General features: G+C 57.9%; 19 protein-coding genes and 1 tRNA gene. 17 read left to right on the top strand and 3 right to left on the bottom strand.

Features of this window, described 5'->3' with window-relative positions:
* Nucleotides 1-21: 21 nt before the first annotated feature.
* Nucleotides 22-633 carry a vitamin K epoxide reductase family protein gene (locus tag EII30_RS00770; protein ID WP_124885421.1) on the bottom strand — a complete coding sequence of 204 codons (612 nt, stop codon included), beginning with the start codon at nucleotides 631-633 and terminating at the stop codon, nucleotides 22-24.
* Nucleotides 634-863: 230 nt separating this feature from the next.
* On the opposite strand from EII30_RS00770, the gene EII30_RS00775 reads away from it, so the two are divergent.
* The 15 genes from EII30_RS00775 (at nucleotide 864) to gluQRS (ending at nucleotide 19,100) form a co-directional block, all read left to right on the top strand.
* A complete protein-coding gene (locus EII30_RS00775; protein ID WP_233569218.1) occupies nucleotides 864-3,836 on the top strand; it encodes an Rne/Rng family ribonuclease in 2,973 nt (990 codons plus the stop codon).
* A 189-nt stretch (nucleotides 3,837-4,025) separates the two neighbouring features.
* Nucleotides 4,026-4,334: a 50S ribosomal protein L21 gene (gene rplU / locus EII30_RS00780; protein WP_124885422.1), complete on the top strand. Its 309-nt coding sequence runs from the start codon at nucleotides 4,026-4,028 to the stop codon at nucleotides 4,332-4,334.
* Between the two features lie 39 nt (nucleotides 4,335-4,373).
* Complete coding sequence (rpmA, locus tag EII30_RS00785) at nucleotides 4,374-4,625, top strand: 50S ribosomal protein L27 (RefSeq protein ID WP_124885423.1); 252 nt, start codon at nucleotides 4,374-4,376, stop codon at nucleotides 4,623-4,625.
* Nucleotides 4,626-4,804: 179 nt separating this feature from the next.
* A complete protein-coding gene (gene obgE, locus EII30_RS00790; protein WP_124885424.1) occupies nucleotides 4,805-6,313 on the top strand; it encodes a GTPase ObgE in 1,509 nt (502 codons plus the stop codon).
* A 124-nt stretch (nucleotides 6,314-6,437) separates the two neighbouring features.
* Entirely contained in the window at nucleotides 6,438-7,217 is a 780-nt protein-coding gene (proB, locus tag EII30_RS00795; protein WP_124885425.1) for a glutamate 5-kinase, read from the top strand.
* A 57-nt stretch (nucleotides 7,218-7,274) separates the two neighbouring features.
* Nucleotides 7,275-8,525: a glutamate-5-semialdehyde dehydrogenase gene (locus tag EII30_RS00800; protein ID WP_124885426.1), complete on the top strand. Its 1,251-nt coding sequence runs from the start codon at nucleotides 7,275-7,277 to the stop codon at nucleotides 8,523-8,525.
* 59 nt (nucleotides 8,526-8,584) lie between these two features.
* Entirely contained in the window at nucleotides 8,585-8,800 is a 216-nt protein-coding gene (locus tag EII30_RS00805; protein ID WP_124885427.1) for a hypothetical protein, read from the top strand.
* 7 nt (nucleotides 8,801-8,807) lie between these two features.
* Nucleotides 8,808-9,410, top strand: coding sequence for a nicotinate-nucleotide adenylyltransferase (nadD, locus tag EII30_RS00810; protein WP_255409806.1), 603 nt, complete (start codon nucleotides 8,808-8,810; stop codon nucleotides 9,408-9,410).
* Nucleotides 9,407-11,065: a hypothetical protein gene (locus EII30_RS08950; RefSeq protein ID WP_199731529.1), complete on the top strand. Its 1,659-nt coding sequence runs from the start codon at nucleotides 9,407-9,409 to the stop codon at nucleotides 11,063-11,065. Before nadD ends, EII30_RS08950 begins: the two co-directional genes overlap by 4 nt.
* 7 nt (nucleotides 11,066-11,072) lie before the next feature.
* Complete coding sequence (gene rsfS / locus EII30_RS00820; RefSeq protein WP_124885428.1) at nucleotides 11,073-11,498, top strand: ribosome silencing factor; 426 nt, start codon at nucleotides 11,073-11,075, stop codon at nucleotides 11,496-11,498.
* A 102-nt stretch (nucleotides 11,499-11,600) separates the two neighbouring features.
* Nucleotides 11,601-11,676 (top strand) — tRNA-Ala (locus EII30_RS00825).
* Nucleotides 11,677-11,962: 286 nt separating this feature from the next.
* Nucleotides 11,963-13,792 (top strand): class I SAM-dependent DNA methyltransferase, encoded by a 1,830-nt coding sequence (locus EII30_RS00830; protein WP_124885429.1) that lies wholly within the window; start codon nucleotides 11,963-11,965, stop codon nucleotides 13,790-13,792.
* A complete protein-coding gene (locus EII30_RS00835; RefSeq protein ID WP_124885430.1) occupies nucleotides 13,789-14,547 on the top strand; it encodes a restriction endonuclease subunit S in 759 nt (252 codons plus the stop codon). The genes EII30_RS00830 and EII30_RS00835 overlap by 4 nt, the downstream gene beginning before the upstream one ends.
* Nucleotides 14,548-15,371: 824 nt before the next feature.
* Nucleotides 15,372-18,026, top strand: a complete 2,655-nt coding sequence (locus EII30_RS00840; RefSeq protein WP_158608622.1) for an SdrD B-like domain-containing protein — start codon at nucleotides 15,372-15,374, stop codon at nucleotides 18,024-18,026.
* A gap of 132 nt (nucleotides 18,027-18,158) precedes the next feature.
* Nucleotides 18,159-19,100, top strand: coding sequence for a tRNA glutamyl-Q(34) synthetase GluQRS (gene gluQRS, locus EII30_RS00845; protein ID WP_233569219.1), 942 nt, complete (start codon nucleotides 18,159-18,161; stop codon nucleotides 19,098-19,100).
* Here gluQRS and EII30_RS00850 read toward each other — a convergent pair.
* Both EII30_RS00850 and EII30_RS00855 read right to left on the bottom strand, forming a co-directional pair.
* Entirely contained in the window at nucleotides 19,097-20,314 is a 1,218-nt protein-coding gene (locus EII30_RS00850; RefSeq protein WP_124885432.1) for an MFS transporter, read from the bottom strand. The two genes, gluQRS and EII30_RS00850, sit on opposite strands and share 4 nt — an antisense overlap.
* Nucleotides 20,315-20,364: 50 nt before the next feature.
* Complete coding sequence (locus EII30_RS00855; protein WP_124885433.1) at nucleotides 20,365-21,318, bottom strand: SGNH/GDSL hydrolase family protein; 954 nt, start codon at nucleotides 21,316-21,318, stop codon at nucleotides 20,365-20,367.
* 92 nt (nucleotides 21,319-21,410) lie between these two features.
* Between EII30_RS00855 and EII30_RS00860 the strand changes: the two genes are divergently transcribed.
* Together EII30_RS00860 and ligA are read left to right on the top strand one after the other, a co-directional pair.
* The gene (locus EII30_RS00860; protein WP_124885434.1) at nucleotides 21,411-23,216 is read left to right on the top strand and encodes a DEAD/DEAH box helicase; all 1,806 of its coding nucleotides are present in this window, start codon (nucleotides 21,411-21,413) and stop codon (nucleotides 23,214-23,216) included.
* A 30-nt stretch (nucleotides 23,217-23,246) separates the two neighbouring features.
* Nucleotides 23,247-25,604, top strand: a complete 2,358-nt coding sequence (gene ligA, locus EII30_RS00865; protein WP_124885435.1) for an NAD-dependent DNA ligase LigA — start codon at nucleotides 23,247-23,249, stop codon at nucleotides 25,602-25,604.
* Nucleotides 25,605-25,701: the final 97 nt, after the last annotated feature.

Raw genomic sequence — 25,701 nt, forward strand, 5'->3', positions numbered from 1 at the left:
AGACTGCCGAGTGGGCGGTGCTTAGAAACTGCCGAGCATAAAGCCGATCCAGTCAACCCCGATCTGTGCGAGCAGCGCAATCAACAGGTAGCAGGCGAGGATCAGCACCCAGCTCCAGCTGTAGAGAGCATTCGCGAGACGCTGGATGCCGGATCCGCCCCCCGCATCGCCCTTTGCGAAACTTCGCAAAAGCGTCACAATAAACAGCGGGATAGTGACCGTCCAAACAACCATGCACCAGGGGCAGAGAGTGCCGAGCACGAAAACGCTCTGGGTTGCAAGCCAGAACACGAAATAGAAGCCGAGCGCGAGACCCGCGATATAAACCAGCCAGAACCACCTGGCGAACTTAGCGCCAGCGAGCAGCGCGAAACCGACGAAGATCGGGGCGAAGAAGGCGAAAAGCCCGATCAGAGTGTTGCTGAAGCCGAGAACGGAGCCCTGTGCGGAATCCATGTTGGGGCCACAGGCGACCAGAATACTGAAGTCACAGTTGGGGACGTAGTCGGGGGATTTCAGTTTCTTCATGTACTCGGTTGCCAGCTCGAACGAGGCGAACCAGCCAACCGCCCCCAGCAGGATGCTGGCGATTGCGAAACCGCGGTTTTTTAAGCTACGAGTGTTTTGCTTCACACTAGGATTCTACGCCGAAAAGATGTGTTTTAACATAAACGCTTCAGCTAAAGAGTGTAATAATAGTTTGAGTGAGTTGATCGAAGATCGATGCAACTCTAAGAAAAGTTTGGGGCATAAACCCGGCAGAAAATACGGGGATTGTCCGGCCGAGTGGTTAAAAACTGCGACAGGCAAAGCAGAACGAGTTTACGGTGAATAGCACCGAATAAAAGAGGAGTGCACCCCAAGTGGTGAAAAAACAGAAAGAAACAGACAGCGCAGCAGATGCTGCCGCAGAGGCTGAAACCGCGCAGGAAAACACAGAACTAAACAGCGCCGGTGAGGAGAACCGCGACGCAACCGGCACCGAATCTAACGGCGCCGACACTAACGGCGCCGAGCCAGAGGGCGCAGCGGATCCCGCTGCGGACGATGCTGCGGAGGCTGCGGCAGAGAAACCAGCCGTGAAGATTCCCGAGACCGACGCCTTTGGGCAGCCGATCCACCTCGAGTACGAATCGATGACACCGGCCGAGCGGTTCGCGGCAACCAAGCGGATCCTGTTCGTTGCGCCCGATGTGCCGCCCGTGCCACCGCGCGCCAGGCGCCAGCGCGATTACCGTGCGCAAGAGGATTTTTTTGAACTGCACGGGCTCGGGCACCTCAGCCCAAAATCGCGTGGACGCGGTCGTGAGCAGAGCCAGTATGATGTGGCAGAGCCACGCCAGCAGCGCTTCAACGGCGAGTCAGACGAGCCAGAGGCGGAGCAGAAACGGTCACGCAAGCGTGAACGCGGCGACTACGGGAAGCGGGAGGAGCGCCAGCAGGTTACTGAACCACAGCGGGTGAAAGGATCCACCCGCCTGGAGGCGAAGCGCCAGCGGCGACGCGACAACCGTGAAACCGGCAGGCGTCGCACCGTTGTCACCGAGTCAGAGTTCTTGGCGCGCCGTGAGGCCGTCGACCGGAAAATGGTTGTCAGCACCAAGCCGGATCTCGTGCAGATCGGTGTGCTGGAGGACAACGTCCTCGTTGAACACTACGTCGCCAAATCCAGTGAGGCATCGCTGATCGGTAACGTTTACCTCGGTAAGGTGCAGAATGTGCTGCCGAGTATGGAGGCGGCGTTCGTTGATATCGGGCGCGGCCGCAACGCGGTGCTCTACAGCGGCGAGGTTGACTGGTCAGAGTACACCGGATCCAACTCACAGCGTAAGATCGAAAACCTGCTGAGCCTTGGCGATTCGGTGCTTGTGCAGGTGACGAAGGATCCGGTCGGCCACAAGGGTGCGAGGTTGACAAGCCAGATCTCGCTGCCGGGCAGGTTCCTCGTTTACGTTCCCGAGGGAGCGATGAACGGTATCTCACGGAAACTGCCAGACACCGAGCGTGCCCGCCTGAAAAAGATTTTGAAGGAGGTTGTGCCAGACAGCGCCGGCGTGATCGTTCGCACCGCCGCCGAGGGCGCAACAGAGGAGCAGCTGACCCGCGATGTGAAACACCTCACGAAACAGTGGGAGAGTATCCAGAAGAAGGCCGCGAAGGGCAGTAACAGCCCGCTGCTTTTGCACTCTGAGCCAGACATGCTGATCAAGATTGTGCGTGACGTCTTCAATGAGGACTTCCAGGAGCTTTTGATCTCCGGTTCTGAAACCTTCGAGCGGATCACGGGCTATCTCGACCAGGTTGCCCCCGATCTGATTGAGCGCCTCTCGCTCTACGAGGGCGAGCGTGAGATCTTCGATAAATACCGGATCACCGAGCAGATTCAGAAGGCGCTGGAGCGCAAAGTGTGGCTGCCGTCGGGCGGATCCCTGGTTATCGACCGCACCGAGGCAATGACGGTAATTGACGTTAACACCGGTAAGTTTGTTGGATCCGGTGGCAACCTTGAAGAGACCGTCACCAAGAATAACCTGGAGGCTGCCGAGGAGATTGTGAGGCAGCTGCGGCTGCGTGACTCCGGCGGTATTATCGTCATCGACTTTATTGACATGGTGCTTGAGTCAAACCGCGACCTTGTACACCGCAGGCTGATTGAGTGCCTGGGCAGGGACCGCACCAAGCACCAGGTTGCCGAGGTCACCTCGCTCGGTCTTGTGCAGATGACCCGTAAGAAGCTCGGCATTGGGCTGCTTGAATCGTTCAGCGACAACTGCGACGCCTGCGCAGGCCGCGGCGTTGTGATTGAGACAGAGCTGCAGAGCGGTCAGGGCAAGAAGCGTAAAAACAACGCCAAAACCACCCAGGCTCACAAACTGGATGACGGTGCGAAAAACATGCTCGCCAAGGTTGCGGCGAAAACCATCACCCTCGACGATGATGTGACGCTCGCAACCTCCGACAGCGGTGAAGCGGCTGCGGCGGATGCTGCAGGATCCACCAAGAAAAACGCCAAGCAGGGCGCAAAGGCTCAGACAGCAAAAGCCGCTAAGCAGGACGCTAAGGACACCAAGGACGCCGGTGACGCAGACGCGAAAACCGCGAAGAGCGCCGCTGGTGGATCCACTCGCGCCGGTTCTCGTCGCGTCACGAAGCGTGTCACCACCGCCGCACCGGCACCTGCCGAGACGGCAGCGGAGACCGCGAGCGAGAGCGCAGCTGAGCCGGCTGCCGCAGCCGCTGATACCGCAGCCGTTGATGCCGCAGCCGTCGAACAGGCTGCTGTGAGCTCTGCTACGCCAGCGGGTGACGCCGATGAGAAACGGCAGAAGTCTGCCGCACTGGCGGCTGATTTAGCGGCAGTGATCGTTAACTCGGAGCTTGACCACCGGCTCTCTGCTGGTGCTGCGGAGTCAGTGAAACGCCAGGTAGACGAGAGTGTGCTGAGCGGTGTGATTGACAGCCTCGACCAGGTTGCTGCGGCGTCCGCCTCAGCACAGCGGGAGGCCGATATTGCGGTGCTCGGTTCTGGCTGGCAGCGCGGCATTGGCCGTGGTGAGCAGCAAAGCTACACCCCACGCAAACCGCGCCGTGTTGTGCGGGAGCAGGAGGACAAGCCGAAGAAGCCGGCGGACGGCGATCTGAAGCAGCTGCTTGAGGGCATTGAGAAGTCTGGTCGCGGTGTTGAGAAGGAGCGGGTTGGCGATATGCTCGGATCGATCCTCAGTGCCCTGCCTGATGCTCCGGCTCCGGGAGAGGGGCGAAAAAAATCACGCAAAGATGGTTCCTTCCTCGGTGATTTAAACGCCGCGCTCGACGAGGCAGCGGAGGAGCGTTAACCGCTTAACCAGCAGCCTGTTGGGTGACACGCTGAGGCGCTTATTTGACCAGTTGCCCTAAAACCGGTTAATATTAGTTCTTGGCTTCATCTTTATAGGTGAATTTTGAGCTGCGCTTTAAGGCTGCGTGGCTTGTAGAAAGAAACCCTGCGGATTATTCCGCGAATCAACACTAAGAAAAGGTCACAAATGGTTTACGCTATTGTGCGCGCGGGCGGCCGTCAGGAGAAGGTAGAGGTTGGCTCTACCATCATTGTTAACCGCATTGCAGGCGATGAAAAAGGCAACGTTGAGCTTCCAGCTGTTCTGCTCGTGGATGGCGATAAGGTAACAACCGACGCTGACGCTCTCGCAAAGGTTACAGTAACCGCTGAGGTTGTTGAGGATCTGCGTGGTCCAAAGATCGTTATCCAGCGCTACAAGAACAAGACTGGCTACAAGGCTCGCCAGGGTCACCGCCAGGATCTGACTCGTCTCAAGATCACCAACATCAAATAAACTTAACTAAACAGTCTCTTCAATAAGGAGTGTAGAAGCATGGCACATAAGAAAGGCGCGGCTTCGACCCGCAACGGTCGTGACTCAAACCCACAGTACCTCGGTGTAAAGCGCTTCGGTGGCCAGCAGGTTAACGCTGGTGAGATCATCGTTCGCCAGCACGGAACCAAGTTCCACCCGGGCGCAAACGTTGGTCGCGGCGGCGACGACACCCTGTTCGCGCTTGCGGCAGGTGCGGTTGAGTTCGGCACCAAGGGTGGTCGCAAAGTAGTTAACGTAGTTGCTGCTTAACCAAACAACTTAAAAAAGGCGAGCTCTCAAAGGCTCGCCTTTTTGTTTATCTCCGCTGTCTTTTCATCTCATTAAAGCAGGCTAGACGCCACAGCAAACACCCTCGGAAACGCAGCACAGACTTCAAAACACACAGCCGCGAAGCTAATCTACGCGGTAAACACAGTCGGGAGCGACAGATGGTAGCATTCGTAGATCAGGTGCAGGTGCACTTCAAAGCCGGTAATGGCGGTAACGGCTGTGTCTCAGTGAAGCGTGAAAAGTTTAAGCCGCTCGCTGGCCCCGACGGCGGTAACGGTGGCAACGGCGGTGATATTATCCTCGTCGCCTCCGAGCAGGTAACAACCCTGCTTGATTTTCACCGCAGGCCACACCGATCCGCCAAGAACGGCGCATACGGTGCCGGTGATCACCGCAACGGGGCCCACGGCGAGTCGCTAACACTGGAGGTGCCGGTTGGCACGGTTGTGAAAGACGAGCACGAGACAGTGCTGGCGGATCTGACAAACCCGGGCGATACCTTTGTTGCTGCCGCCGGTGGTCAGGGTGGCCTCGGTAACGCTGCGCTTGCAAACACGAAACGGAAAGCGCCAGGTTTTGCGCTGCTCGGCCTAGAGGGTGAGGTGCGGGATCTCAGCCTGGAGCTGAAAACCATCGCCGATGTTGCGCTCGTCGGCTACCCGTCAGCGGGTAAGTCAAGCCTGATCGCGGCGGTTAGCGCGGCAAAACCAAAGATTGCGGACTACCCGTTCACAACCCTGAAACCAAACCTGGGCGTTGTTGAGCAGGGGGAGCACCGTTTCACCGTTGCCGATGTTCCCGGCCTGATTGAGGGCGCGAGCGACGGTCGCGGTCTCGGCCTCGATTTTCTCCGCCACGTTGAGCGCTGCAAGGTGCTTTTGCACGTGCTCGACTGCGCAGCACCCGAGGTGACCCGTGATCCACAATCGGATCTCGATGTTATTTTGAAGGAGCTGGCCGCCTACCCGGTTGCCGCCGAGCAGGTTCCGCTTTTGGAGCGGCCGCAGCTGGTTGCGCTCAACAAGGTTGATGTGCCGGAGGCGCGAGAGCTCGCCGAGTTTGTGAAACAGGATCTGACCGCCCGCGGCTACAGGGTTTTCTTGATCTCGACGGTTAGCCGTGAGGGGCTGCGGGAGCTCTGCTACGCGCTCGGCGAGATCGTTGCCGAGTCTCGCGCTGCTGAACTCGCTGCGGCCGCTGAGGCGCCGCGGATTGTGCTGAAACCGAAACCGGTTGGCCGGCAGGCTGGCTTTGAGGTGAAGGTTGAGGGCGGCAGCTACGGCAACGTTTACCGGATTATCGGCGCGAAACCGGAGCGCTGGGTTGCGCAAACCGACTTCACCAACGATGAAGCGGTCGGCTATCTGGCGGATCGCCTCAACAAGCTGGGCGTTGAGGAGGCGCTCGTGAAAGCGGGCGCGGTTGCCGGATCCACCGTGGTAATCGGTGCGGGCGAGGGGATTGTGTTCGATTGGGAACCAACCCTGACAAGCGCAGCCGAGGTGCAGGTTGGTGCGCGCGGCACCGACGCCAGATTTGAGGGTAATGAGCGGCGGACCAACAAACAGCGCCGTGAGGACTACTACGATCTGATGGACGCCAAGGCGGAGGCTCGCGCCGAACTGGAGCGTGAGCGTGAAGCGGGACTGTGGAGTGACGAGGACTAGCCTCGTCCGCAGCGGCTGACCGCACTGGCAGCAGCCTGCTCGCAGCTTGCCGCCCCCGCAGCTTGGCCCCCGCAACCGCTTGCCACGGCGGCTGACCGCCCCCGACACAACAGAAAGCACCCAAATGCCCAAAATCAATCCCCGGTTACGCACCGTTGTTAAGGTTGGTTCCTCATCTATCAGCGGCGAGAACGAGTCGCAGCTGCTGCCGCTTGTCACCGAACTGTCTCGGCTGCACGCAGCCGGCGGCGAGATTGTGCTGGTTTCCAGCGGCGCGATCTCAACCGGTGTGCCGGTTATGCGCCTGACTGAGCGCCCAACCGACCTGGCAACGCAGCAGGCCGCGGCGGCCGTCGGTCAGTACCTGCTGGTCAGCAAATACCAGAACGAGCTGACCAAACACGATATTGTTGGCGCGCAGGTGCTGCTTACCGCCGCAGACTTCGAGTCCGCCGACCACAAAGAGAACGCGAAACGCGCCCTGCACCGGCTGCTGGAGCTGCGGGCGCTGCCGATTGTGAACGAGAACGATACGGTCGCAACCCACGAGATCCGCTTCGGCGATAACGACAGGCTCGCCGCGCTGGTCGCGAGGCTTTTGCGGGCGGACCAGTTGATTCTGTTGAGCGATGTTGACGCGCTCTACACCGCGCCGCCGCAGGAGCCGGGGGCTAAGCGGATCCCGTTTGTGCCGTTCGGTGACGAGCTTAGCGACATTAAAATCGGTGAGGCGCAGAGCGGCTGGGGGACAGGCGGTGCGCTAACGAAGGTTGCTGCCGCGAGGCTTGCCGCTGCAGCGGGTGTGCGGGTTGTTTTGACCAACACACAGCTGTTCGGTTCACTGCTTGACGGTGAGGATGTTGGCACCTGGTTTGCGCCATCAGCTGAACCCGTGTCGATCTGAGCCTGTTTTGCTGGGCGGGCGCTGTGATCCACCCGCAACAACCACTAGAATAGGTTTATGGCAGCATTAACCGTTGAAGAGGAACTTGTTTTAGCGAAACAGGCAGCAAAGCCGCTCGCGATTGCGTCGACGGCGCAAAAGAACCGGGTTTTGGCCGCGCTTGCTGACGAGATCGAGGGCAATATTTCCGCGATCACCAAGGCAAACGGCATCGACGTTGCGCGTGGCCGCGAGAACGGCCTGAGCGACGGCCTGATCGACCGGCTAACCCTCACCGAGGAGCGTCTTTTGGGGCTTGCGGCCGCTGTGCGCGAGGTTATTGCGCTGGCGGATCCGGTGGGTCAGGTGCTTCGCGGCAGCACCCTGCCAAACGGGTTGAAGCTCGCCCAGGTGCGTGTGCCCTTCGGTGTGATCGGTGCAATCTACGAGGCGCGCCCGAACGTCACGGTTGATATTGCGGCCCTCGCGATTAAAAGCGGTAACGCCGTGGTGCTGCGCGGCGGCAGTGCGGCGGAGGCGAGCAACGCGGTGCTGGTTTCGCTTGTGCAGCGTGCGCTTGCGAGCGCTGGCCTGCCGACTGAGGCGGTGCAGACGATTGACATGCACGGGCGTGAGGGTGCGAAACAGTTGATGCGGGCTCGCGGTTTTGTTGACGTGCTGATTCCGCGCGGCAGCTCCGAGCTGATTCAGACGGTTATTGCCGAGTCGCAGGTGCCGGTGATTGAAACCGGTGCGGGTGTTGTGCACCTGTTTATTGACGCGGGGGCGGATCCGCAAATGGCCGTCGAGATCGCCGTCAACTCGAAGGCGCAGCGCCCGAGCGTGTGTAACGCGCTTGACACACTGCTTTTGCACGAAGCTGAGCTTGGCCAGCTTGCCGGGCTGGTTGCGGCGCTGAGGGCTGCGGGTGTGACGGTCTTCGGCTGCGAGCGGGTGGTGGCGGCGGATCCGTCGCTGCAGCAGGCGAGCGCTGAGACCTGGGCGACTGAGCACATGAGCCTTAACCTGGGCCTCAAGATCGTTGACTCGTTTGACGCTGCGCTTGCCCACATTGACGAGTTTTCTACCGGTCACACCGAGGCGATTGTGACTCAGGATGTGGCTCGGGCGGAGCGATTCTTAAACGAGGTGGATGCGGCCTCTGTGATCGTTAACGCAGCAACCCGTTTCACCGACGGCGGCGAGTTTGGTTTTGGCGCCGAGATCGGTATTTCCACCCAGAAACTGCACGCGAGAGGACCGATGGCGCTGCCGGAAATGACAAGCACTAAGTGGCTTGTGCGTGGTGCTGGGCAAACTAGAAGTTAAATCGCGGTAGAATAGGCTATTGACGTCTTAAAACATACAGAAATTAGGTTGTATCTAAAATGAATGCAGTTGGACAGTTTCTTGCCGATGGTGAGCACTCACACGTAGTTAACGAGCTGCCGATTCCCGCTGAGGTTATCGGTCTGATCTTCTTCGTTGGCTTTGTCGCATTTGCGATTGTGACCTTCAGTTTCCGTGATGTTGCTAGCCGACACAGCGAAAAAGCAGAGAAGTACCGTAAGCAGTTTAACGGTCACGCTCCACACCACCGTTAGGGTGTAGTTGACTTTCCGTAAACCTCGTATTGGCGTGATGGGTGGGACGTTCGATCCCATCCATCACGGCCACCTTGTCGCAGCCAGTGAGGTTGCGCAGAGCTTCGAGCTCGACGAGGTTGTTTTTGTGCCGACCGGCAAACCGTGGCACAAGAGTCAGGTCTCTGACAGCGAACATCGCTACCTGATGACGGTTATCGCGACCGCGTCAAATCCGCGCTTCACCGTGAGCCGCGTTGATATTGACCGTTCCGGCCCGACATACACGATTGATACGCTGCGAGATCTCAGCAAGCAGTACCCCGATGCGGAGCTTTTTTTTATTTCGGGGGCGGACGCGATTGCGCAGATATTCAGTTGGAAAGACGTTGACAAGATCTGGGATCTGGCACATTTCATTGCAGTGTCAAGGCCCGGTCATGAGCTTAGTCTCAGCGGTTTGTCAGGAGACAATGTAAGTTTATTAGAAGTTCCTGCGATGGCGATTTCGTCAACAGACTGCAGGGAGCGGGTGAGCCGTGGATATCCGGTTTGGTATCTGGTGCCCGACGGTGTAGTGCAGTATATTGCAAAGCACTCTTTGTATTTGAATGAGAAGGCAGAGGAATGACAGAGCATAACAGCGATCGCCCACTGACGCGGCGAGAGATGCGAGAACTCAGGATGCGCCAGGAGGCAGAGGCGCAGGCCGCTGCAGAGAAGAACGCGGTTGTGGGCGGATCCGAGGAGGTCTACGCTGAGGCTGTTGCCACTGGTGTGCTTAACGCTGCCGAGGTTAAAACAGAGATGCGCCGGGAGCAGGTGCTCGCAGAGCTGTCTGCAAACCTGGTCACCCCGACCACCAGCGAGGACGGCACCCCGTTAACCCGTCGTGAGATTAGGCAGCTGCGAAACGCAGAGCTTGAGCGCCTGCTCGCAGAGTATGAGGCAGAGCACGGCCCGATTGAGGAGCCGGAGCCAGCCCCCGCGCCAGAGCCCGAGCCTGAACCAGAACCTGAGCCTGAACCAAAGCCAGAGCCCGAGCCGGAACCTGAGCCTGAACCAGAGCCAGAGCCCGAGCCGGAACCTGAGCCCGTGCCAGAACCAGAGCCAACTCCAGAGCCAGAGCCTGAGTCAGAGCCTGAGCCGGAGCCGGAACCAGAGGCTCCTGCCGCCGAGGCTGCCCCAGCTCCAAAACCGGCCGCGAGTGCTTTCGCCGGCGCAGCAGCCGCAGCGCCAGCAGCAGAGCCTGTAGCCGAGCCTGTAGCCGAGCCGGTTGTTGAGCCGGTAGCCGTTGAGGCGGTTATTGAGCCTGCCGCTGAGGACGCGGCGGATCCTGCCGAGTATGATCTCGCTGCCGACCTGCCTGCAACCCAGGCGCTGTCGCTGGAGGAGATTGCTGAGGCGGAGGGTAAAGCGGCGGCGGATGTGGATCCGCGCACCTTCTTCACCGAGGCTGATGATGTAGCCGACGATGAGACCGTTGTGCAGAGCGATTTTGATGCTGTGCTCGACGGTGTTGCTGAAGAAGCAGACGAAGTTTCCGGTAAAGCCGGTAAGAAGCGCGGTTGGCTGTCGTGGAAGCAGAGCACTGCCGAGGCCGAGGTGGAGAGCGCTGACGAGCACCTGCCGGAGAACGAGATCGCGGAGCTGTCTGCTGACATTGCGGCGGATGAGGCCGATGTTATCGCCGAGATTTCTGCTGACGATGCGGATGAGGACCCTGACGGCGTTGATGACTCAGCCGCTGAGGAGCCAGCTGTCAGCTACAGCTTCCCGGATATTACTCCGCTGGAGGAGGAGCGTTCCGTCTTTGACGACAACAGCCCGCACAAAACAGGCACCGGTTTTGACAACCTGATTAACAAGGCGGTGTCTGATGAGGGCAGTGCCTCAACCAGCAGCGCGTCGGCGCTGATTTTGCCGGAAAGCCCTGTCACCCAGGACATCACCAGCACCATCAATGCAACCGGGCAGATCTATGTTTCCGGTGGTATTCAGCTGCCTAAGTCATACGCCGAGACTGGCGGACACGACAGCCTGCAGGACTTTATTGGCCTGGAGGACGATGATCACCGCGGTGAGCACACCGCAGACTCGGGCACCAGCCCGGTTTCTGCGCTCTCTGCCGTGTCATCACAGCACGCGCAGGGCGCTGCATCGTTTGAGAAGTCACCGAGGGATAAGAGCAAGAAGCCACTGCTGTTCGCCGTTTCCGGGGGAGTGCTCGTACTGATTTCAGCGGGCGTTGTCTACTGGGGTGCAACACAGGGACTGTTTGGTTAAACAACACATGGAAGCAAATACACAAAAGCAGCTTGAGATCGCCGTGAAGGCGGCCGCGAAGTTAAACGGATCCGATCAGATTGCCATCGCGGTGGGGGAGCTGTTCCCACTCGCTGATGTTTTCCTGCTGGTTAGCGGAGATGTTGAACGTAACGTGCAAGCGATCGCGCGTGAGATTGAGGACGAGCTAAACCAGAACGGCGTGAAAACACTGCGCCGTGAGGGGCGCGAGGGCGGCAGGTGGATCCTGCTCGACTTCGGCGATTTGATCGTCCACGTCTTCCACCGTGAGGAGCGTGACTACTACGAGCTGGAGCGCCTCTGGAGCGACTGCGAGCAGCTGGACCTGAGCGACTATATCGCCGAGGGCTCGCGGGTGGATCCGGTAGCGGGCGCCGCGGGTGAGTCCTCCGATTCTCTCCCCGCTAACTAGCCAGACACGCCTGTGTTTTCGGTGTTTTGATCGCTATTTTGTGAATCGCAAGTTTTGTTGTAAACTTAAAAAGTTGTCGGTGGAGCATTCCTCCGACTTCATGGGTCTGTGGCGCAGCTGGTAGCGCACCTGCATGGCATGCAGGGGGTCACGGGTTCGAGTCCCGTCAGATCCACCAATGTAATGTCCTGACACTTCGTTCACAGTTTTTGTGAGTGCGGTTTCTCGGCAGGTAATACAATGACTGTAGATGCGCGGAGCACCATTTAGCACTAACACAGATTTTCCCACACCGGGTAGCATGTCCACTATCATCGATGGCTATTATCTTGATAGATTTGATGAGTTGGACAGGGACTACGGGCCTCTTGAGGTGAATTAAAACGCTATAAACACCTCACACTCATCCAGTGTCCGAGACAGACTGCTGATGTACTCTTTCTGAGACTAGAAAGGAAATTGCTATGGGCGCATACCCCACCACGGAAGATGAGGTCCGTGATTACGCTGGAAAACTCCTTGGTTTCAGTGACACTGACAATTTTATCGCTAGGGCGGGAGTTGGGCAGGTTACTACGCTAAGACAGCTTGGTTACGTTGGAGATGGGTCATCACTCAAACCCGATGGATGGTATTTGCCCCATGACCGGGGACTTCCCGCAATTGTGTTGGAAACAAAAGCCCGCGACATTATGCCCATTGATTCTCCCGCGTTGAAGGCTCAGGTTGAACGCTACAGCGATGTTCTTCGTACTCAGTACGACCTGGTAATCGGTATCGTTTATGACGGAGAGCAAGTACGAGCATATCACAATGGCCAGTCCCTAGAAGTCCCTAATGAACTCCAGCCTGTTCAGTACTATATCGATCTGCTCATGGATAAGCCCATCGATAAAGAGCGTATCTATGAGCTTACCATGCGAATTAATAACTCCTTGCACGGAAACTTTGGCATCAAGAACCTCTATCACCGCATGATATTTACTGCGTGTGCGCTCGTAGCTCGTCGATACGACGCTATCCTCGTTAGAGGGATGGATTATGCTGGCTTCCAAAACGGAATCTTGAACGCTCTGAATAAGGCCATTCGCTCTGACAAAGCACAAAATGCTAAGCTTGAGCTTCTCGCAGAGGTGTACTCCGAGATCAAGATGAATGTCTCAACCGATGATGAGGATCCTCGCGCAGTACAACGCCTGACGGACCTCATCGGTGACTTCATTGACTGGATCACCGAGATTTCCGGTCTTATCAATTCTTCTGCGTGGGATGGCGAAGATGTTATGGCGATTTTCTTCAACGAGTTTAACCGTTACAAGAAGAAGAGCGAGTCGGGTCAAGTATTCACCCCAGATCATGTCACTGGTTTCATGTACCGCCTTCTTGAAGTGAACAAAGACGATCGTGTGCTTGATGCTTGCGCAGGCTCCGGGTCATTCCTTGTGAAGTCCATGAGCAACATGATCCGGGAGGCAGGTGGTGTCGGCACGCGGAAGGCCAAGCAGATTAAACGTGAGCAGCTCTATGGCATTGAGTTCGACCGAGAGATCTACGCACTTGCCTGTGCAAACATGCTAATCCATAAGGACGGTAAAACTAACCTCGCTCACATGGACGCTCGTATGGAAAGCGCAAGCGAATGGATGCAGGCAACGGACGCTACGAAGGTACTAATGAACCCGCCGTACGAGAACAAGTTCGGTTGCATGAAAATCGTAGAAAACGTTCTCAACAGTGTCGGACGTGATGTCCTGTGTGGTTTCATCTTGCCTGATAAAAAGCTAGAAAAAACATCCAAAAATCAAATGGCACGTATTCTGCGCCATCATCGACTCCTCAAGGTGGTGAAGATGCCAGAAAATCTATTTTTTGGAATCGGAGTGACCACGTCAATATTTATCTTCCAGGCTGGTGTGCCTCAAGATGGCAAGGAGTTCTTTGCTGTCAATATCGCTGAAGATGGTCTAGTCACGGTGAAGAATAAGGGCAGACATGACGTATACACTAGGTGGCCAGAGCTTGAGAACTACTGGGTCGATGCTATCGCAAAGTCTGATGACAGTCGCTTTGGAACAGGTCAGTGGCATAGCGCTGAGGAATGCCTGAGCTGGCAAGCCCCTGTTAAGCCTTTCGTGATAACTGAGGAAGATCTTGCCCGTACAGCTATGGATTACGTGATGTTCAAAAAAGGGCTCGATGCTAAAGAGATCCGGGAAAACCTCGGTATCCGTACGACCTATTCTGCATTAGTCTCAGAGACAGATGATGCATTAGTGTTGGAGCTGCAGAGATGAGATCTATTGACTTAACTAACTGGATCGATTTCAAGCTGCTCGAAATCTTCGTAATGAAGAATACTAAGAGTATTACATCCGCCTCTTTGACACCAGATAGTGGCACAACTCCTTACGTGACTGCCCAAGAAGGGAATAATGGTGTTCAAACATACGTATCCTGCCCTTCGGAATGGCTGGACAAGGGGCCGTGCATCTTAATTGGTGGTAAAACACTCACGTTCACATATCAAGAGCAGGACTTCTGCTCTAACGATAGCCACAACATTGCGCTTTATGCAAGGGACAAGCGGGCCGAAGGTCTACCTACTCAGCTCTTCTTAATCTCAGCCCTTAGGGCATCTATAGGGCAGCTGTTTTCATGGGGAGATTCTATCTCAATGAAACGAGCAAAAGACTTATCAGTTGTGTTGCCCGCAACTCCCGATGGGACGCCGGACTGGGGTTACATGGAAGCGGTGATGGAAGAGCAGATCTCGAAAACAGATAGTCGTCTTACGTCAATCCTAGGGATCACTAAAATTCCGCCCCGCCAGATCGATACCTCATCTTGGGGTGAGTTCAGCCTCAAGGATCTTGGATTCGAAAACTATCATGGCGAAAGGCTCAATAAGGACCGCCGCCGCGAGGGGGAAGTGCCTTTTATTACTGCGGGTAAGACCAATCGCGGCATTGCTCAGTACATAAGTACTGACCGTAAGCTCTACCGTAAGGCCATCACGGTTGATATGTTTGGAAATTGTTTTTCCAGATAGACGATTGCACAGGTGATGATAATGTGTACTTTTTTGTCAATGATCAGCTATCGGATGAGCACAAGCTTTTCATTTCGTGTGTTATCAACGCTGAAACAAGTCTCTTCTATGCCTACAGGGAGCAATTTAGACAGCCTGATGCCGACGCTCTGAAGGTAAAACTACCTGTAGATTCGAGTGGTTGTCCTGACTGGGATTACATGCAGTCTGTGGTGGAGCGTGAACTGGCAACCGCAGATATTAAGTTTGACTCACTCTCTAGAGTAGTGGGGGAGTTATCAACAGCTAATTTAGGCAACTCTCGATAAAGGTTGGCTACGTCAGAGTCTCTACTATCAGGCAAGACGAACCCCTCGACATTAACTCTGAAGAACTAGCGGTCGTGGACTCTGCAAGGAATCTAAACACCTTTCTGCATGTTAGTATATTGCTGGTTTAGCGGCTTGTATGATCGCGCTGCGTTGGTGTCCACCGAGGCGACTCGCGGGGAGCGAAAAATTTCGCAAAAATTTGATCCGAGTGATTGAAACGTTACAACAGATCGCCGGAATCCCGGTATTTTGCTATGTTCGCCCTAGATCGCCTATATGTATTCGTGTGAGTTTTGTCAGTTAGGGTTGTGTCGCAGTATATGACTTAGCCGACAGCTGCTATTGTTGTATGCGAATGATTGCTTTCAGCTTTGCCTGTTCGATGTTGCGCATCGCCGGAAGCGATCTGGCAACAACTTGTGTTGTATTGCTGTTAATACACGATGAAAGGTAAGTACGATACACATGTCGCACAAATTACCCCCGAAAGCAGTAAAGCGCTCTCTCGCGTCGGTGACTGCTACGGTTCTCGCAGCAACCGGTCTTGTTGCTGCGACCACTCCTGCAGCTCAAGCGGTCGAGTCAGTGCGTGCCGAGTCTGGTGCATTCAAAACCACCAACACAACCTTCCCTCACGTTTCTGTGGGCGACTACGTGTGGTGGGACGTTAACCGTAACGGCCTGCAGGACGCCGGAGAGGCTCCTGCTGCCGGTGTTGAGGTGAAGATCACCAACAACAAAAACGGCACCTCAAAAACCACCACAACCAACGCGGCTGGTTTCTACTCATTCACCGACCTTGAGGGTGGCACTTCGCACACAATTCAGTGGAAGCGCCCAGCCGGCACAACCTTCACCCTGCCAACGGTGGGTGGTCTCCACGGCACAACCCACGATATTGATTCGAATGCGGATCCAGTAACCGGCCAGGTAGACTTCACAACCCCGGGCACTGGCAACAACTCAGCAACCGCACCGGACAACCCAACCAAGGACACCGGTCTGCTGAAGCTCAACCTGCGACTCGATAAGCAGCTGACCTCAGCATCAACTGTGAAGCCGGGAGATACCGTCACCTTCGACCTCATCCCGAGCAACGACGGTCCGGTTAACGCGCTCCCAGGTTGGTTCATCACCGATGTGCTGCCTCCTGAGCTGACACTGCAGAGCATCTCCGGTAACAATTACGGCTGCTCCGGCCACACCTGTGTTTCACAGGTTGCGCTGCCAGCGGGCGGCACCGGTGACAAAGTAACCGTTACAGCAACCGTAAACGCTGGCGTGTCTGGCGAGATCAAGAACGTCGCCTACGTTGGTTCAGCCGATGGTGAAACCCCGGAAACCAACCCGCTTGGTACACCTCCGCTGAACACAACCAACACCGACCGCACCCCAACCGACAACGACGACCAGGTTTTCCTCAACGCACAGAAAACCCTCGTTTCTGTTGGTGACTACGTGTGGTGGGATGTTAACCGCAACGGCCTGCAGGACGCCGGTGAGGCTCCTGTAGCTGGCGTTGAGGTAAAGATCTACGACAGCAAAGACAAGCTGCTCAACACAACCCGCACCAACGACAAGGGCTTCTTCTCATTCACAGACCTTGCTGCGGGCGAGCGCCACACAATCGAGTGGGTGAAACCAGCTGGCACAACCTTCACAACCCAGATGGTTGACGGCCTGAACGGCAACACCCACGACCGCGACTCCAACCCGGATCCACAAACCGGCAAGGTAAGCTTCGACACCCCAACCAGCGGCAACAACTCAGCAACCAACCCTGACAACCCAACCAAGGACGCTGGTCTGCTGCAGCTGAACTTGGTGCTCAAGAAGGAACTCACCAGCGATGCTGTTGTGAAACCGGGCGACACCGTCACCTTCAAACTCACACCGAGCAACGACGGACCGGTTAACGCGCTTGCGGGCTGGTCAGTAACCGACGTGCTGCCACAGGGGCTCACCCTCGTCGAGATCAGCGGTGAGGGCTACAACTGCACCGGCGCAACCTGTGTTGCAGATGCACCGCTCGCAGCTGGATCCACCGGTAAACCAATCACCGTGAAAGCAACCGTTGACGCCGCGTTCGAGGGCGTACTGAAGAACGTTGCCTACGTTGAGCCAAAGGCTGGCGAAACCCCAGAAACCAACCCACTGGGTGAGAAGCCAACCACCGCAACCGACACCGACCAGACCAGCACCGACAACGATGCTCAGGCTCAGGTAACCTCACAGAAGCAGCGTGTTTCTGTTGGTGACTACGTGTGGTGGGACGCTAACCGCAACGGTGCACAGGACGCTAAAGAGACTCCTGTAGCTGGTGTTGCTGTGAAGCTCTACGACGCTTCTGGCGCTCTCGTAAAAGAGACAGTAACCAACGACAAGGGCTTCTACTCATTCACCGACCTGGTGTCAGGTGACAAGTACACAATCGAGTTCATTGCCCCAGAGAAGAGCCAGTTCACAACCCAGAACAGCGGATCCGACGACGCAGCTGACTCAGACGCTGACGTTGCAACCGGCAAGGTGACCTTCACCGCACCGGCAAACGGCAAGAACTCTGCAACCACCCCAGACGATCCAACAATCGACGCGGGTCTGCTGAAGTTCAACCTGGTTCTGGTTAAGAAGCTGGAGTCTGCTGAGGTTGCTAAACCGGGTGAGATCGTAACCTTCACCCTCACCCCAAGCAACGAGGGTCCAGTTGACGCACTCGCTGGCTGGAGCGTCACCGACGTACTGCCAGAGGGTCTGGTTATCTCATCAATCAGCGGTGAGGGCTACAGCTGCGACAACAGCACCCTGACATGTGTTGCATCACAGGGTCTCGCAGCCGGAGCAACCGGTAACCCAGTAACCGTGAAAGCAACCGTGCAGCAGAACGCTAGCGGCACAATCCACAACGTGGCGTTTGTTACCCCGGATCCAAAGGACATTCCAGAGACAAACCCACTCGGTGACAAACCAACCAGTGCAACCAACACCGACACAACCGAAACCGATAATGACTCACAGGCCGATGTGCGCCTCGACAAGCCAATTATCCCGGTTATCCCACAGGTGCCAGGTCTTGCACAGACAGGTGCTGAGCTGCCAATGCTCCTGCTCGCAGGTGCTGCGCTGCTGATCATCACCGGTGGTGTGCTCTTCGTGCGCCGCAAGGCCTAACAGCGGCAAAACAGCCCTAGCTGCTAGCGCTGTAGCCACCAGAACTGCCCGGAACAGTTACTGTTCCGGGCAGTTTTAGTTACCGGCGCGAAGCTTTTGCCTTGCCGTGCCCGCCTATCTAGAATTGACTGTGTGTTAAGCGGCAAGAAAACAGTAACTGGCTCGGGGCGAGTGGTCGGCAGATACGCGCCCAGCCCGTCCGGTGAGCTGCACCTCGGTAACCTCCGCACCGCGGTTGTTGCCTTCCTCGCCGCCAAACAGGCTGACGGCAGTTTCATTCTCCGCGTTGATGACCTGGATCGAGACCGAGACAAAGGGTTCGCCCGCGCGCAACAGCGTGACCTGGAGCTGTTGGGGATCCACTGGGATAAACCACCGGTGAAACAGCAGAGCCGCGACAGCAGCTACAGCGAGGCGCTAGAACAGCTGACGGCTGCGGGGCTTGTGTACCCTTGCTGGTGCAGTCGCAAAGACATTCTTGCCGCACCAACCGCACCACACAGTCCGCCCGGAGCATACCCCGGAACCTGCCGAGAGCTCAGTAACGCGGAACGCGCCGAGAAGAACGCCACACTCGCGAAACAGCCGGCGCTCCGGGTGAATGCGGCGGCGGCTGAGATTAGCGTGTGTGACGCGATCCACGGAGAATACACCGGCTGCGTCGATGATTTTGTGCTGCGACGCGGCGACGGCGTATTCGCCTACAACCTCGCGACCGTTGTTGACGACGCAGACAGCGGCGTAACCCAGGTTGTGCGCGGCGCCGACCTGCTGGAGAGCACACCGCGCCAAATCTGGCTGCAACAGCGCCTCGGCTATCAAACCCCCGAGTATGCGCACGTGCCGCTCGTCGTTAACGCGTGTGGGCAGCGGCTCGCCAAACGCGACGGGGCTGTAACCCTGCAACAGTTTTTGTCTGGCGGTGGATCCGTGCCACAGCTGATGAGCTGGTTTGCGAAGAGCCTCAACATTCCTGCCCAAAACCCGAAAACCGTGACAGATTTGCTGGCGGGGTTTGCGCTGGAGCGGATCGGGACGGAGCCGCTCGTCTGGCAGCCGGGTGAGCCGCTCTAGCTCGCGGCGGGGTTTACGGCGGTGTTTTGGCGGATCCGCGAAACCAACAAAACCGCGCTCATACCAACCAGGGTGGTTGCCACCCCAAACACGGCGGGGGACAGGAAACCGAGGCCGCCCGCAACAACAATCCCGCCACCGGCCGCGCCGATAGCGTTACCGAGGTTGAACGCCGAGTGGGTGAGAGCGCCGGCGATTGCTGGGGCATCGTTTGCGAGATCCATTAGCCAAACCTGGCAGGGAGGCACGAAGGTTGCGTTTGCGATGCCGCAGACCAGCACACAGCCGATCAGCGCGATCGGGTTGCTCGCGAGCGTGATCAGCAGTGTCAGCGACACAGCAAACACGGTTAGCGAGACGAGCATGCTTTTTACGGGGTTAATGGTGTCGGCGATGCGGCCGCCGATCAGGTTACCGAGCGTCATGCCACAGCCGATTGTGACCAACAGCAGCGGCACCGTCTCGGCGTTAAGCTGCGCAACCTCGGTGACGACCGGTGCGATGAAACTGTACATGGCGAAGAAGCCAGAAATACCGATCGCAGCAACAAACACACCAGCCCAAACAAGCGGGCGGGTGAAGATCATCAGGTCGGCGCGAACGGATCCGCTGCTGCTTGGCGCCTGCCACGGCACCGTGACCCGGACAGCGACCGCCGCGCAGCCGAAGATAACCGCGACAGCGAGCATTGCCGCACGCCAACCAAACAGCTGCCCAAATGCGGTGATTAGCGGCACCCCGACCACGTTGGCGACGGTTAAACCGAGCAGCACATAGGCGATACCCTTGCCTCGGTTACCGGGACCCATCAGGTTCGCGGCAACAATCCCGGCAAGCCCGAAATAGGCGCCGTGCGGCAGCGCCCCAAGAAACCTGCTGAGAACCGCGATCTCGAAGGTTGGCGCGAGGGCGGTTGCGATGTTGAAAGTGAGAAAAATCAGCAGCATCAAGAGCAGCACCGTTCGCGCGGCAAAACGGTTAAGCAGCACCGCGATCAACGGCGCGCCAACAACAACCCCGCAGGCGTACGCCATAATGAAAATGCTGGCCCGGCCAAGCGCGGCCTCCTGGTTGGCCCGGTCGAGCCCCGCGAACGTGTCGGCAGCGAACTCGGGCAGCAACCCCATCGGGGTAAACTCGTTCGCGCCAATCCCGAAACCGCCCAGTGAGAGCGCGATCAGCGCGAAAATCGTCTGCTTTTTTGTAACTGCCACCAGAACATCTTAGCGGCAACCAAGCAGGTTGGTGGGCGGGCGGATCGCCGCTAGCTGCTGTGTTTCTCGCTCGCGGGCGTTAACGGCTCCGCGGTCGGCCGCTTAGGATCAATATTGTCACCGGATGAAACACCCTTAATCCGTCGAATAACCCACGGCATCAGGTGCTCCTTCGCCCACACCGCGTCCTCCTTGCGAGCCTCACGCCAGGTCTGTTTAATGCGCGGCTCAGGATCCTCCGGCTCCAGCCCGTGCGGCACGTTGAGGGCGTTAAGCACCGCCGCTGCAACCGAGTGGTGGCCGAGCGCGTTCAGGTGCAGACGATCGTGATCCCAGTACGCCCAATCCTGCAGCTCCGACAGCGCCCACAGGTCAACAACAATAGCATCATAGCGTTCCGCAGTAACCCGAACATTGTTACTCCAGATCGCGCTCTTCCCACGAACCGCGCGCAAAACCGGCGCGTGTTTCGTATCAATCCCGGTGAACAGCACAACGGTTGCGCCAGTGTCATGCAGTTCAGAAACCAGCTGATCCAGTTTCAACGCGATCTCATCCGGGTCGCTGCCGGGACGCAGCACATCATTACCGCCCGCAGAAACCGCAACCAAATCCGGTTTCAGTTCAACACATGCAGGCACCTGCTCACGATAAATCTGGTTAATCACCTTACCCCTGACCGCGAGGTTAGCGTAGGCAAGCTCCGGGTTAATCACCGCCAACTGCTCAGCAACCCGGTCAGCCCAGCCCCGCAAGCCACCGGGTGCGTCGGGGTGCGGATCCCCAACCCCCTCAGCAAAGGAGTCACCGACAACAACAAACCGGTTCCAGGGCAGTGATACACCCTCGTTGATTGCGCTGGACGCTCTAGCGCGGGCCGCACGCAACAGCCGCTCGGCAATGAGCTTACTCCGCTCACGCAAACGCGTGTGCTGCCGCTGGGGCGCTGCACTTGCGTGCTGCTCGATATCAATGCCGGACTGGTTACTGCTGTTCTCAATCATGGTGGGGTACCGTTTCTGCCGCAACGGATTCCGCTGCCGCGCTGCCAACTCGGATGTGAAGTTTTGAGGTAATACATCTATTCTATTAGGGTATGGAAAAAGCTGACGAGACATCGTATCTTCCCGGCACAAGCGCCGCGGAACACATGTCTCCGGCATACCCGGAACGCGCCGCCTGGGGCACCGCACAAACCCTGAGAGCATGGCAACAAGAGGCGATCAACAAGTATTTCGAACTAAACCCCAAAGACTTCCTCGCCTCCGCGACACCCGGCGCGGGCAAAACCACCTTCGCGCTCAGACTCGCCGCAATGCTGCGCGGCCAAAAAACCGTTGAACAGGTTATCGTTGTCGCCCCAACCGAACACCTGAAAGTGCAGTGGGCGGATGCCGCAGCCCGCGCGGGCATCAAACTAAACCCCAACTACTCAAACGCCGACCGGCTCAGCTACGGCGCAGGCTTCCACGGCGTCGTCGTCACCTACGCACAGGTGGCGCTAAAACCCGTCCAACACCAGCTGCTCACCCAAATGAAACCAACCCTCGTCATCATGGACGAGGTACACCACGGGGGAGACGCCCTCAGCTGGGGTGACGGGATCCGCGAAGCATACAGCAGCGCAACCCGCCGATTGTCACTAACCGGCACACCGTTTCGCTCAGACGACGCACCAATCCCGTTCGTCCAATACATGCCACAACCAGACGGCACCCGCGTCAGCGTCACCGACTACGACTACGGCTACGGCAGAGCGCTCGCCGACCATGTGGTTAGACCGGTTGTTTTTATGGTTTATGCGGGGAAGATGCGGTGGCTGACCTCCGCCGGTGAGGAGATGGAGGCCCGGCTCGGCGAGGGCAACACGAAGGATATTACGGCGCAGGCGTGGCGGACGGCGCTGGATCCGGCGGGTGAATGGTTGCCGGCGGTGTTGCGCGCTGCAGACACCAGGCTCAGCAAGGTGCGGGAGGCGGTTCCCGACGCGGGCGGGCTGGTTATTGCAACCGATCACGATGCCGCAAAAGCGTACGCGACAATGCTGGAGACGATAACCGGTGAGTATCCGGCGCTGATCCTCTCTGACGATCCGGGTGCGTCGGCGAGAATCGACGAGTTCTCGGGCAACACAGACCGCTGGATGGTTGCCGTCAGGATGGTGTCAGAGGGTGTGGATGTGCCCCGGCTCGCCGTCGGCGTTTACGCAACCAGCTCCTCAACACCGCTGTTCTTTGCGCAGGCGATCGGACGTTTTGTGCGTAGCAGGCACAGGGGAGAGCTCGCGACCGTGTTCATCCCCAATGTGCCCCAGCTGATGCAGTTGGCTGAACAGCTGGAAAAGGAACGCAACCACGTGCTCGACCTCGCAAAGGGTGCAGAGCAGCTGCTGGACGCGGAACAAGCGCTAATCGACGCCGCAAACCGGGAAGAGTCGGCGTCCGACGCGCTCACCACCGAGTACCGCTATGAGGCGCTGCACAGCGACGCCCACTTTGACCGCGCGGTTTTTGACGGCGCCGAGTTTGGTGGATACGCCGCCGTAGAAACCCCGGAGGAACTCGATTTCTTGGGGATCCCGGGGCTTTTAGATGCCGGAGAGGTGCGGAATCTGCTGCTGCACCGCCAAGCACGGCAGGCAAGACGCAGCGCCGAACGGCAGGGGATTACCGAGTTCCAGCCCGAGCGTGCAGAGTCACCCGAGGCGCTGCACCGTAACCTGAAAGAGCAGCGTAAACTGCTGCACTCGCTGGTTGGCATGTGGGCGCGCGTGTCGGGGGATCCGCACGGTGCGATCCACGCGGAGCTGCGGCGTGTCTGCGGCGGTCCGCAGGTTTCGCAGGCGAGTGTTTCACAGCTGCAAAAACGTATCGACCTGCTGCGGAAACGGTTAAACGGCTAACTGTCATCAGCAGCTAGTAGGCTTGTTGGTATGAACCCACTAGACGCCGCGGATCCGATTGTTGACACACCACAGGATCCGCAATTTCAGGCTGCAAAAACGCGCGCCAGCGAGCTCACCGAGCTACTCAACAGCTACCGTCAGGCATACTATGCCGCGGGCGACAGCCCCGTCTCTGACGCCGAGTATGACCAGCTGCTTGCTGAACTGCGGGAGCTAGAGCAGCGCTACCCGGTGCTGAAAGGACAGGATAGCCCAACCGAGGCGGTTGGGGCGGCGGTGCAGGGGGGAGGATTTGCCCCGCACCAACACATTGAGCGGATGATGAGCCTCGACAACGTGTTCAGCCTCGACGAGTTTAGCGAGTGGGCACACAAAACCGCGCAGGCTGCGGGGGAGCAGGTGAACTGGCTAACCGAGCTGAAAATCGACGGTTTGGCGGTCAGCCTCACCTACGAGAACGGCAAACTGGTGACGGCAGCAACCCGCGGAGACGGTTTAGTTGGCGAGAACATAACCGACAACGTCCGCCACATACCCTCTGTGCCGGACGAGCTAACCGGTGAAGGCTATCCTGCGCTGTTTGAGGTGCGCGGCGAGATCTTCCTCGCGACTAAGGATTTTCTTGCGCTCAACGAGCAGCAGCGGCAGCTGCAGGCAGAGTTTACCGAGCAGGAGCTCGCGAAGGGGAAGAACGCCGAACAGATTCCGGTCAGATACCCCGAGTTTGCCAACGCCCGCAACACCGCAGCCGGTGCGCTACGGCAGCTCGCCAGCAAACGCAGCGGCAGGGACCTGGAACTGATGCAAAAACGGCTCGGGATGCTCTCCCTTTATGTGCACGGCATCGGCGCCTGGGAGGGTGAGCAGACGTCACAAGCACAGGCGTATGAGTTGCTCGCCTCGTGGGGCCTGCCCGTCTCACCGCACACCCGGGTGTTTCAGAGCGTTGCCGAGGTGAAGGATTATATTACCGGCTACGGCGAAAAACGACACAGCGTTGAACACGAGATCGACGGCGTTGTAATCAAAATCGACCAGCTTGCGCTGCACAAAAAACTCGGCGCCACCTCGCGTGCTCCCCGCTGGGCGATCGCCTACAAGTACCCGCCGGAGGAAGTACACACGAAACTGCTCGACATTAAGGTCGGTGTCGGCAGAACCGGCAGAGCAACCCCCTACGCGGTGATGCAACCGATCACCGTTGCCGGATCCACCGTCAGCCAGGCAACCCTGCACAACCAGGACGTTGTGAAAGCGAAGGGTGTGCTACTCGGCGACACCGTTGTGCTGCGGAAAGCGGGCGACGTGATCCCCGAGATTCTCGGCGCCGTCACCCAGCTGCGCACCGGCGACGAGCGGGTGTGGCGGATGCCAGAGAACTGCCCCGAGTGCGGCACCGCGCTGCGCCCCATTAAACATGGCGATGTGGATTTGCGCTGCCCCAACACCAAAAACTGCCCGGCGCAGGTTAGAGGCAGGGTTGAACACATCGGTTCACGCGGAGTCCTCGACATTGACGCGCTCGGCGAGGTAACCGCGGCAGCCCTCACACAGCCGCTTGAACCGGCAACGCCCGTGCTAAAAACCGAGGCAAAACTGTTTGAGCTAACAATTAACGACCTCGTGCCGATTATCGTCACCGTCACTGACCCCGAAACCGGCGCACCAAAAATCGACCCCGAAACCGGTGAGGTGATTAGGCGAGCACCGTTCCAGCGCGTCTCCTACGACTACCCGCCAGAGGCCGCGGGACTGAGCGCAAAGGAGCGCAGCGCCGCCGGATACAAAAAGAACCACCGGATTGTTAGCCCCTCAAAAACCGCCGAAACTTTTATCGGCGAACTAGAAAAGGCAAAAACCAAACCGCTCTGGCGTCTGCTTACAGCCCTCAATATCAGACACGTTGGGCCGGTGGCGGCCAGGGCGCTTGCCGACCATTTCGGGTCGCTTGCAAGGATCCAGCAGGCAACCCCCGATCAGCTCGCCGAGGTTGAGGGCGTTGCCGGGACCATCGCCGAGTCGATTCGTGACTGGTTTGCGGTCGACTGGCACCGCGAGATTGTTGAGCGGTGGACAGCGAGCGGCGTTGTCTGGGAAACCCCGGGGCACAAAGGCCCAGGCCAACAGGTCGAACAGGCCGGTGTGTTAAGCGGTTTAACCGTGGTTGCCACCGGCACACTCGACGGCTACACAAGAGACTCCGCGAAAGAGGCGATTATCGCGGCCGGTGGTAAAGCTGCGAGCAGTGTCTCTAAGCAGACAGACTATGTTGCTGCCGGGCCGGGAGCGGGCTCCAAGCTCGCGAAGGCGGAGGCGCTCGGGATCCCGGTGCTGGACGCGGAACAGTTTCGGGTGCTGGTTACCCAGGGGCCGGGGGCGCTATAGCGATACTGCGGCCGCAGATTGGCAGCTGGTGCAATCGGCGCTTTAAGCCCAAGACAGCAGAGATATTTAGCCGCTGAAACAGCTAAAATGGTTTAGT

This window comes from Leucobacter sp. OH1287, from assembly GCF_003859945.1.
GTDB lineage: Bacteria > Actinomycetota > Actinomycetes > Actinomycetales > Microbacteriaceae > Canibacter.

What these genes read in the sequence shown, in the direction of transcription:
- EII30_RS00855 (WP_124885433.1), bottom strand. Translation starts at nt 21,318, where the DNA reads ATGATTGAGAACAGCAGTAACCAGTCCGGCATTGATATCGAGCAGCAC.
- obgE (WP_124885424.1), top strand. Translation starts at nt 4,805, where the DNA reads ATGGTAGCATTCGTAGATCAGGTGCAGGTGCACTTCAAAGCCGGTAAT.
- rpmA (WP_124885423.1), top strand. Translation starts at nt 4,374, where the DNA reads ATGGCACATAAGAAAGGCGCGGCTTCGACCCGCAACGGTCGTGACTCA.
- proB (WP_124885425.1), top strand. Translation starts at nt 6,438, where the DNA reads ATGCCCAAAATCAATCCCCGGTTACGCACCGTTGTTAAGGTTGGTTCC.
- rsfS (WP_124885428.1), top strand. Translation starts at nt 11,073, where the DNA reads ATGGAAGCAAATACACAAAAGCAGCTTGAGATCGCCGTGAAGGCGGCC.
- EII30_RS00835 (WP_124885430.1), top strand. Translation starts at nt 13,789, where the DNA reads ATGAGATCTATTGACTTAACTAACTGGATCGATTTCAAGCTGCTCGAA.
- EII30_RS08950 (WP_199731529.1), top strand. Translation starts at nt 9,407, where the DNA reads ATGACAGAGCATAACAGCGATCGCCCACTGACGCGGCGAGAGATGCGA.
- EII30_RS00800 (WP_124885426.1), top strand. Translation starts at nt 7,275, where the DNA reads ATGGCAGCATTAACCGTTGAAGAGGAACTTGTTTTAGCGAAACAGGCA.
- EII30_RS00830 (WP_124885429.1), top strand. Translation starts at nt 11,963, where the DNA reads ATGGGCGCATACCCCACCACGGAAGATGAGGTCCGTGATTACGCTGGA.
- rplU (WP_124885422.1), top strand. Translation starts at nt 4,026, where the DNA reads ATGGTTTACGCTATTGTGCGCGCGGGCGGCCGTCAGGAGAAGGTAGAG.
- EII30_RS00860 (WP_124885434.1), top strand. Translation starts at nt 21,411, where the DNA reads ATGGAAAAAGCTGACGAGACATCGTATCTTCCCGGCACAAGCGCCGCG.
- EII30_RS00805 (WP_124885427.1), top strand. Translation starts at nt 8,585, where the DNA reads ATGAATGCAGTTGGACAGTTTCTTGCCGATGGTGAGCACTCACACGTA.
- ligA (WP_124885435.1), top strand. Translation starts at nt 23,247, where the DNA reads ATGAACCCACTAGACGCCGCGGATCCGATTGTTGACACACCACAGGAT.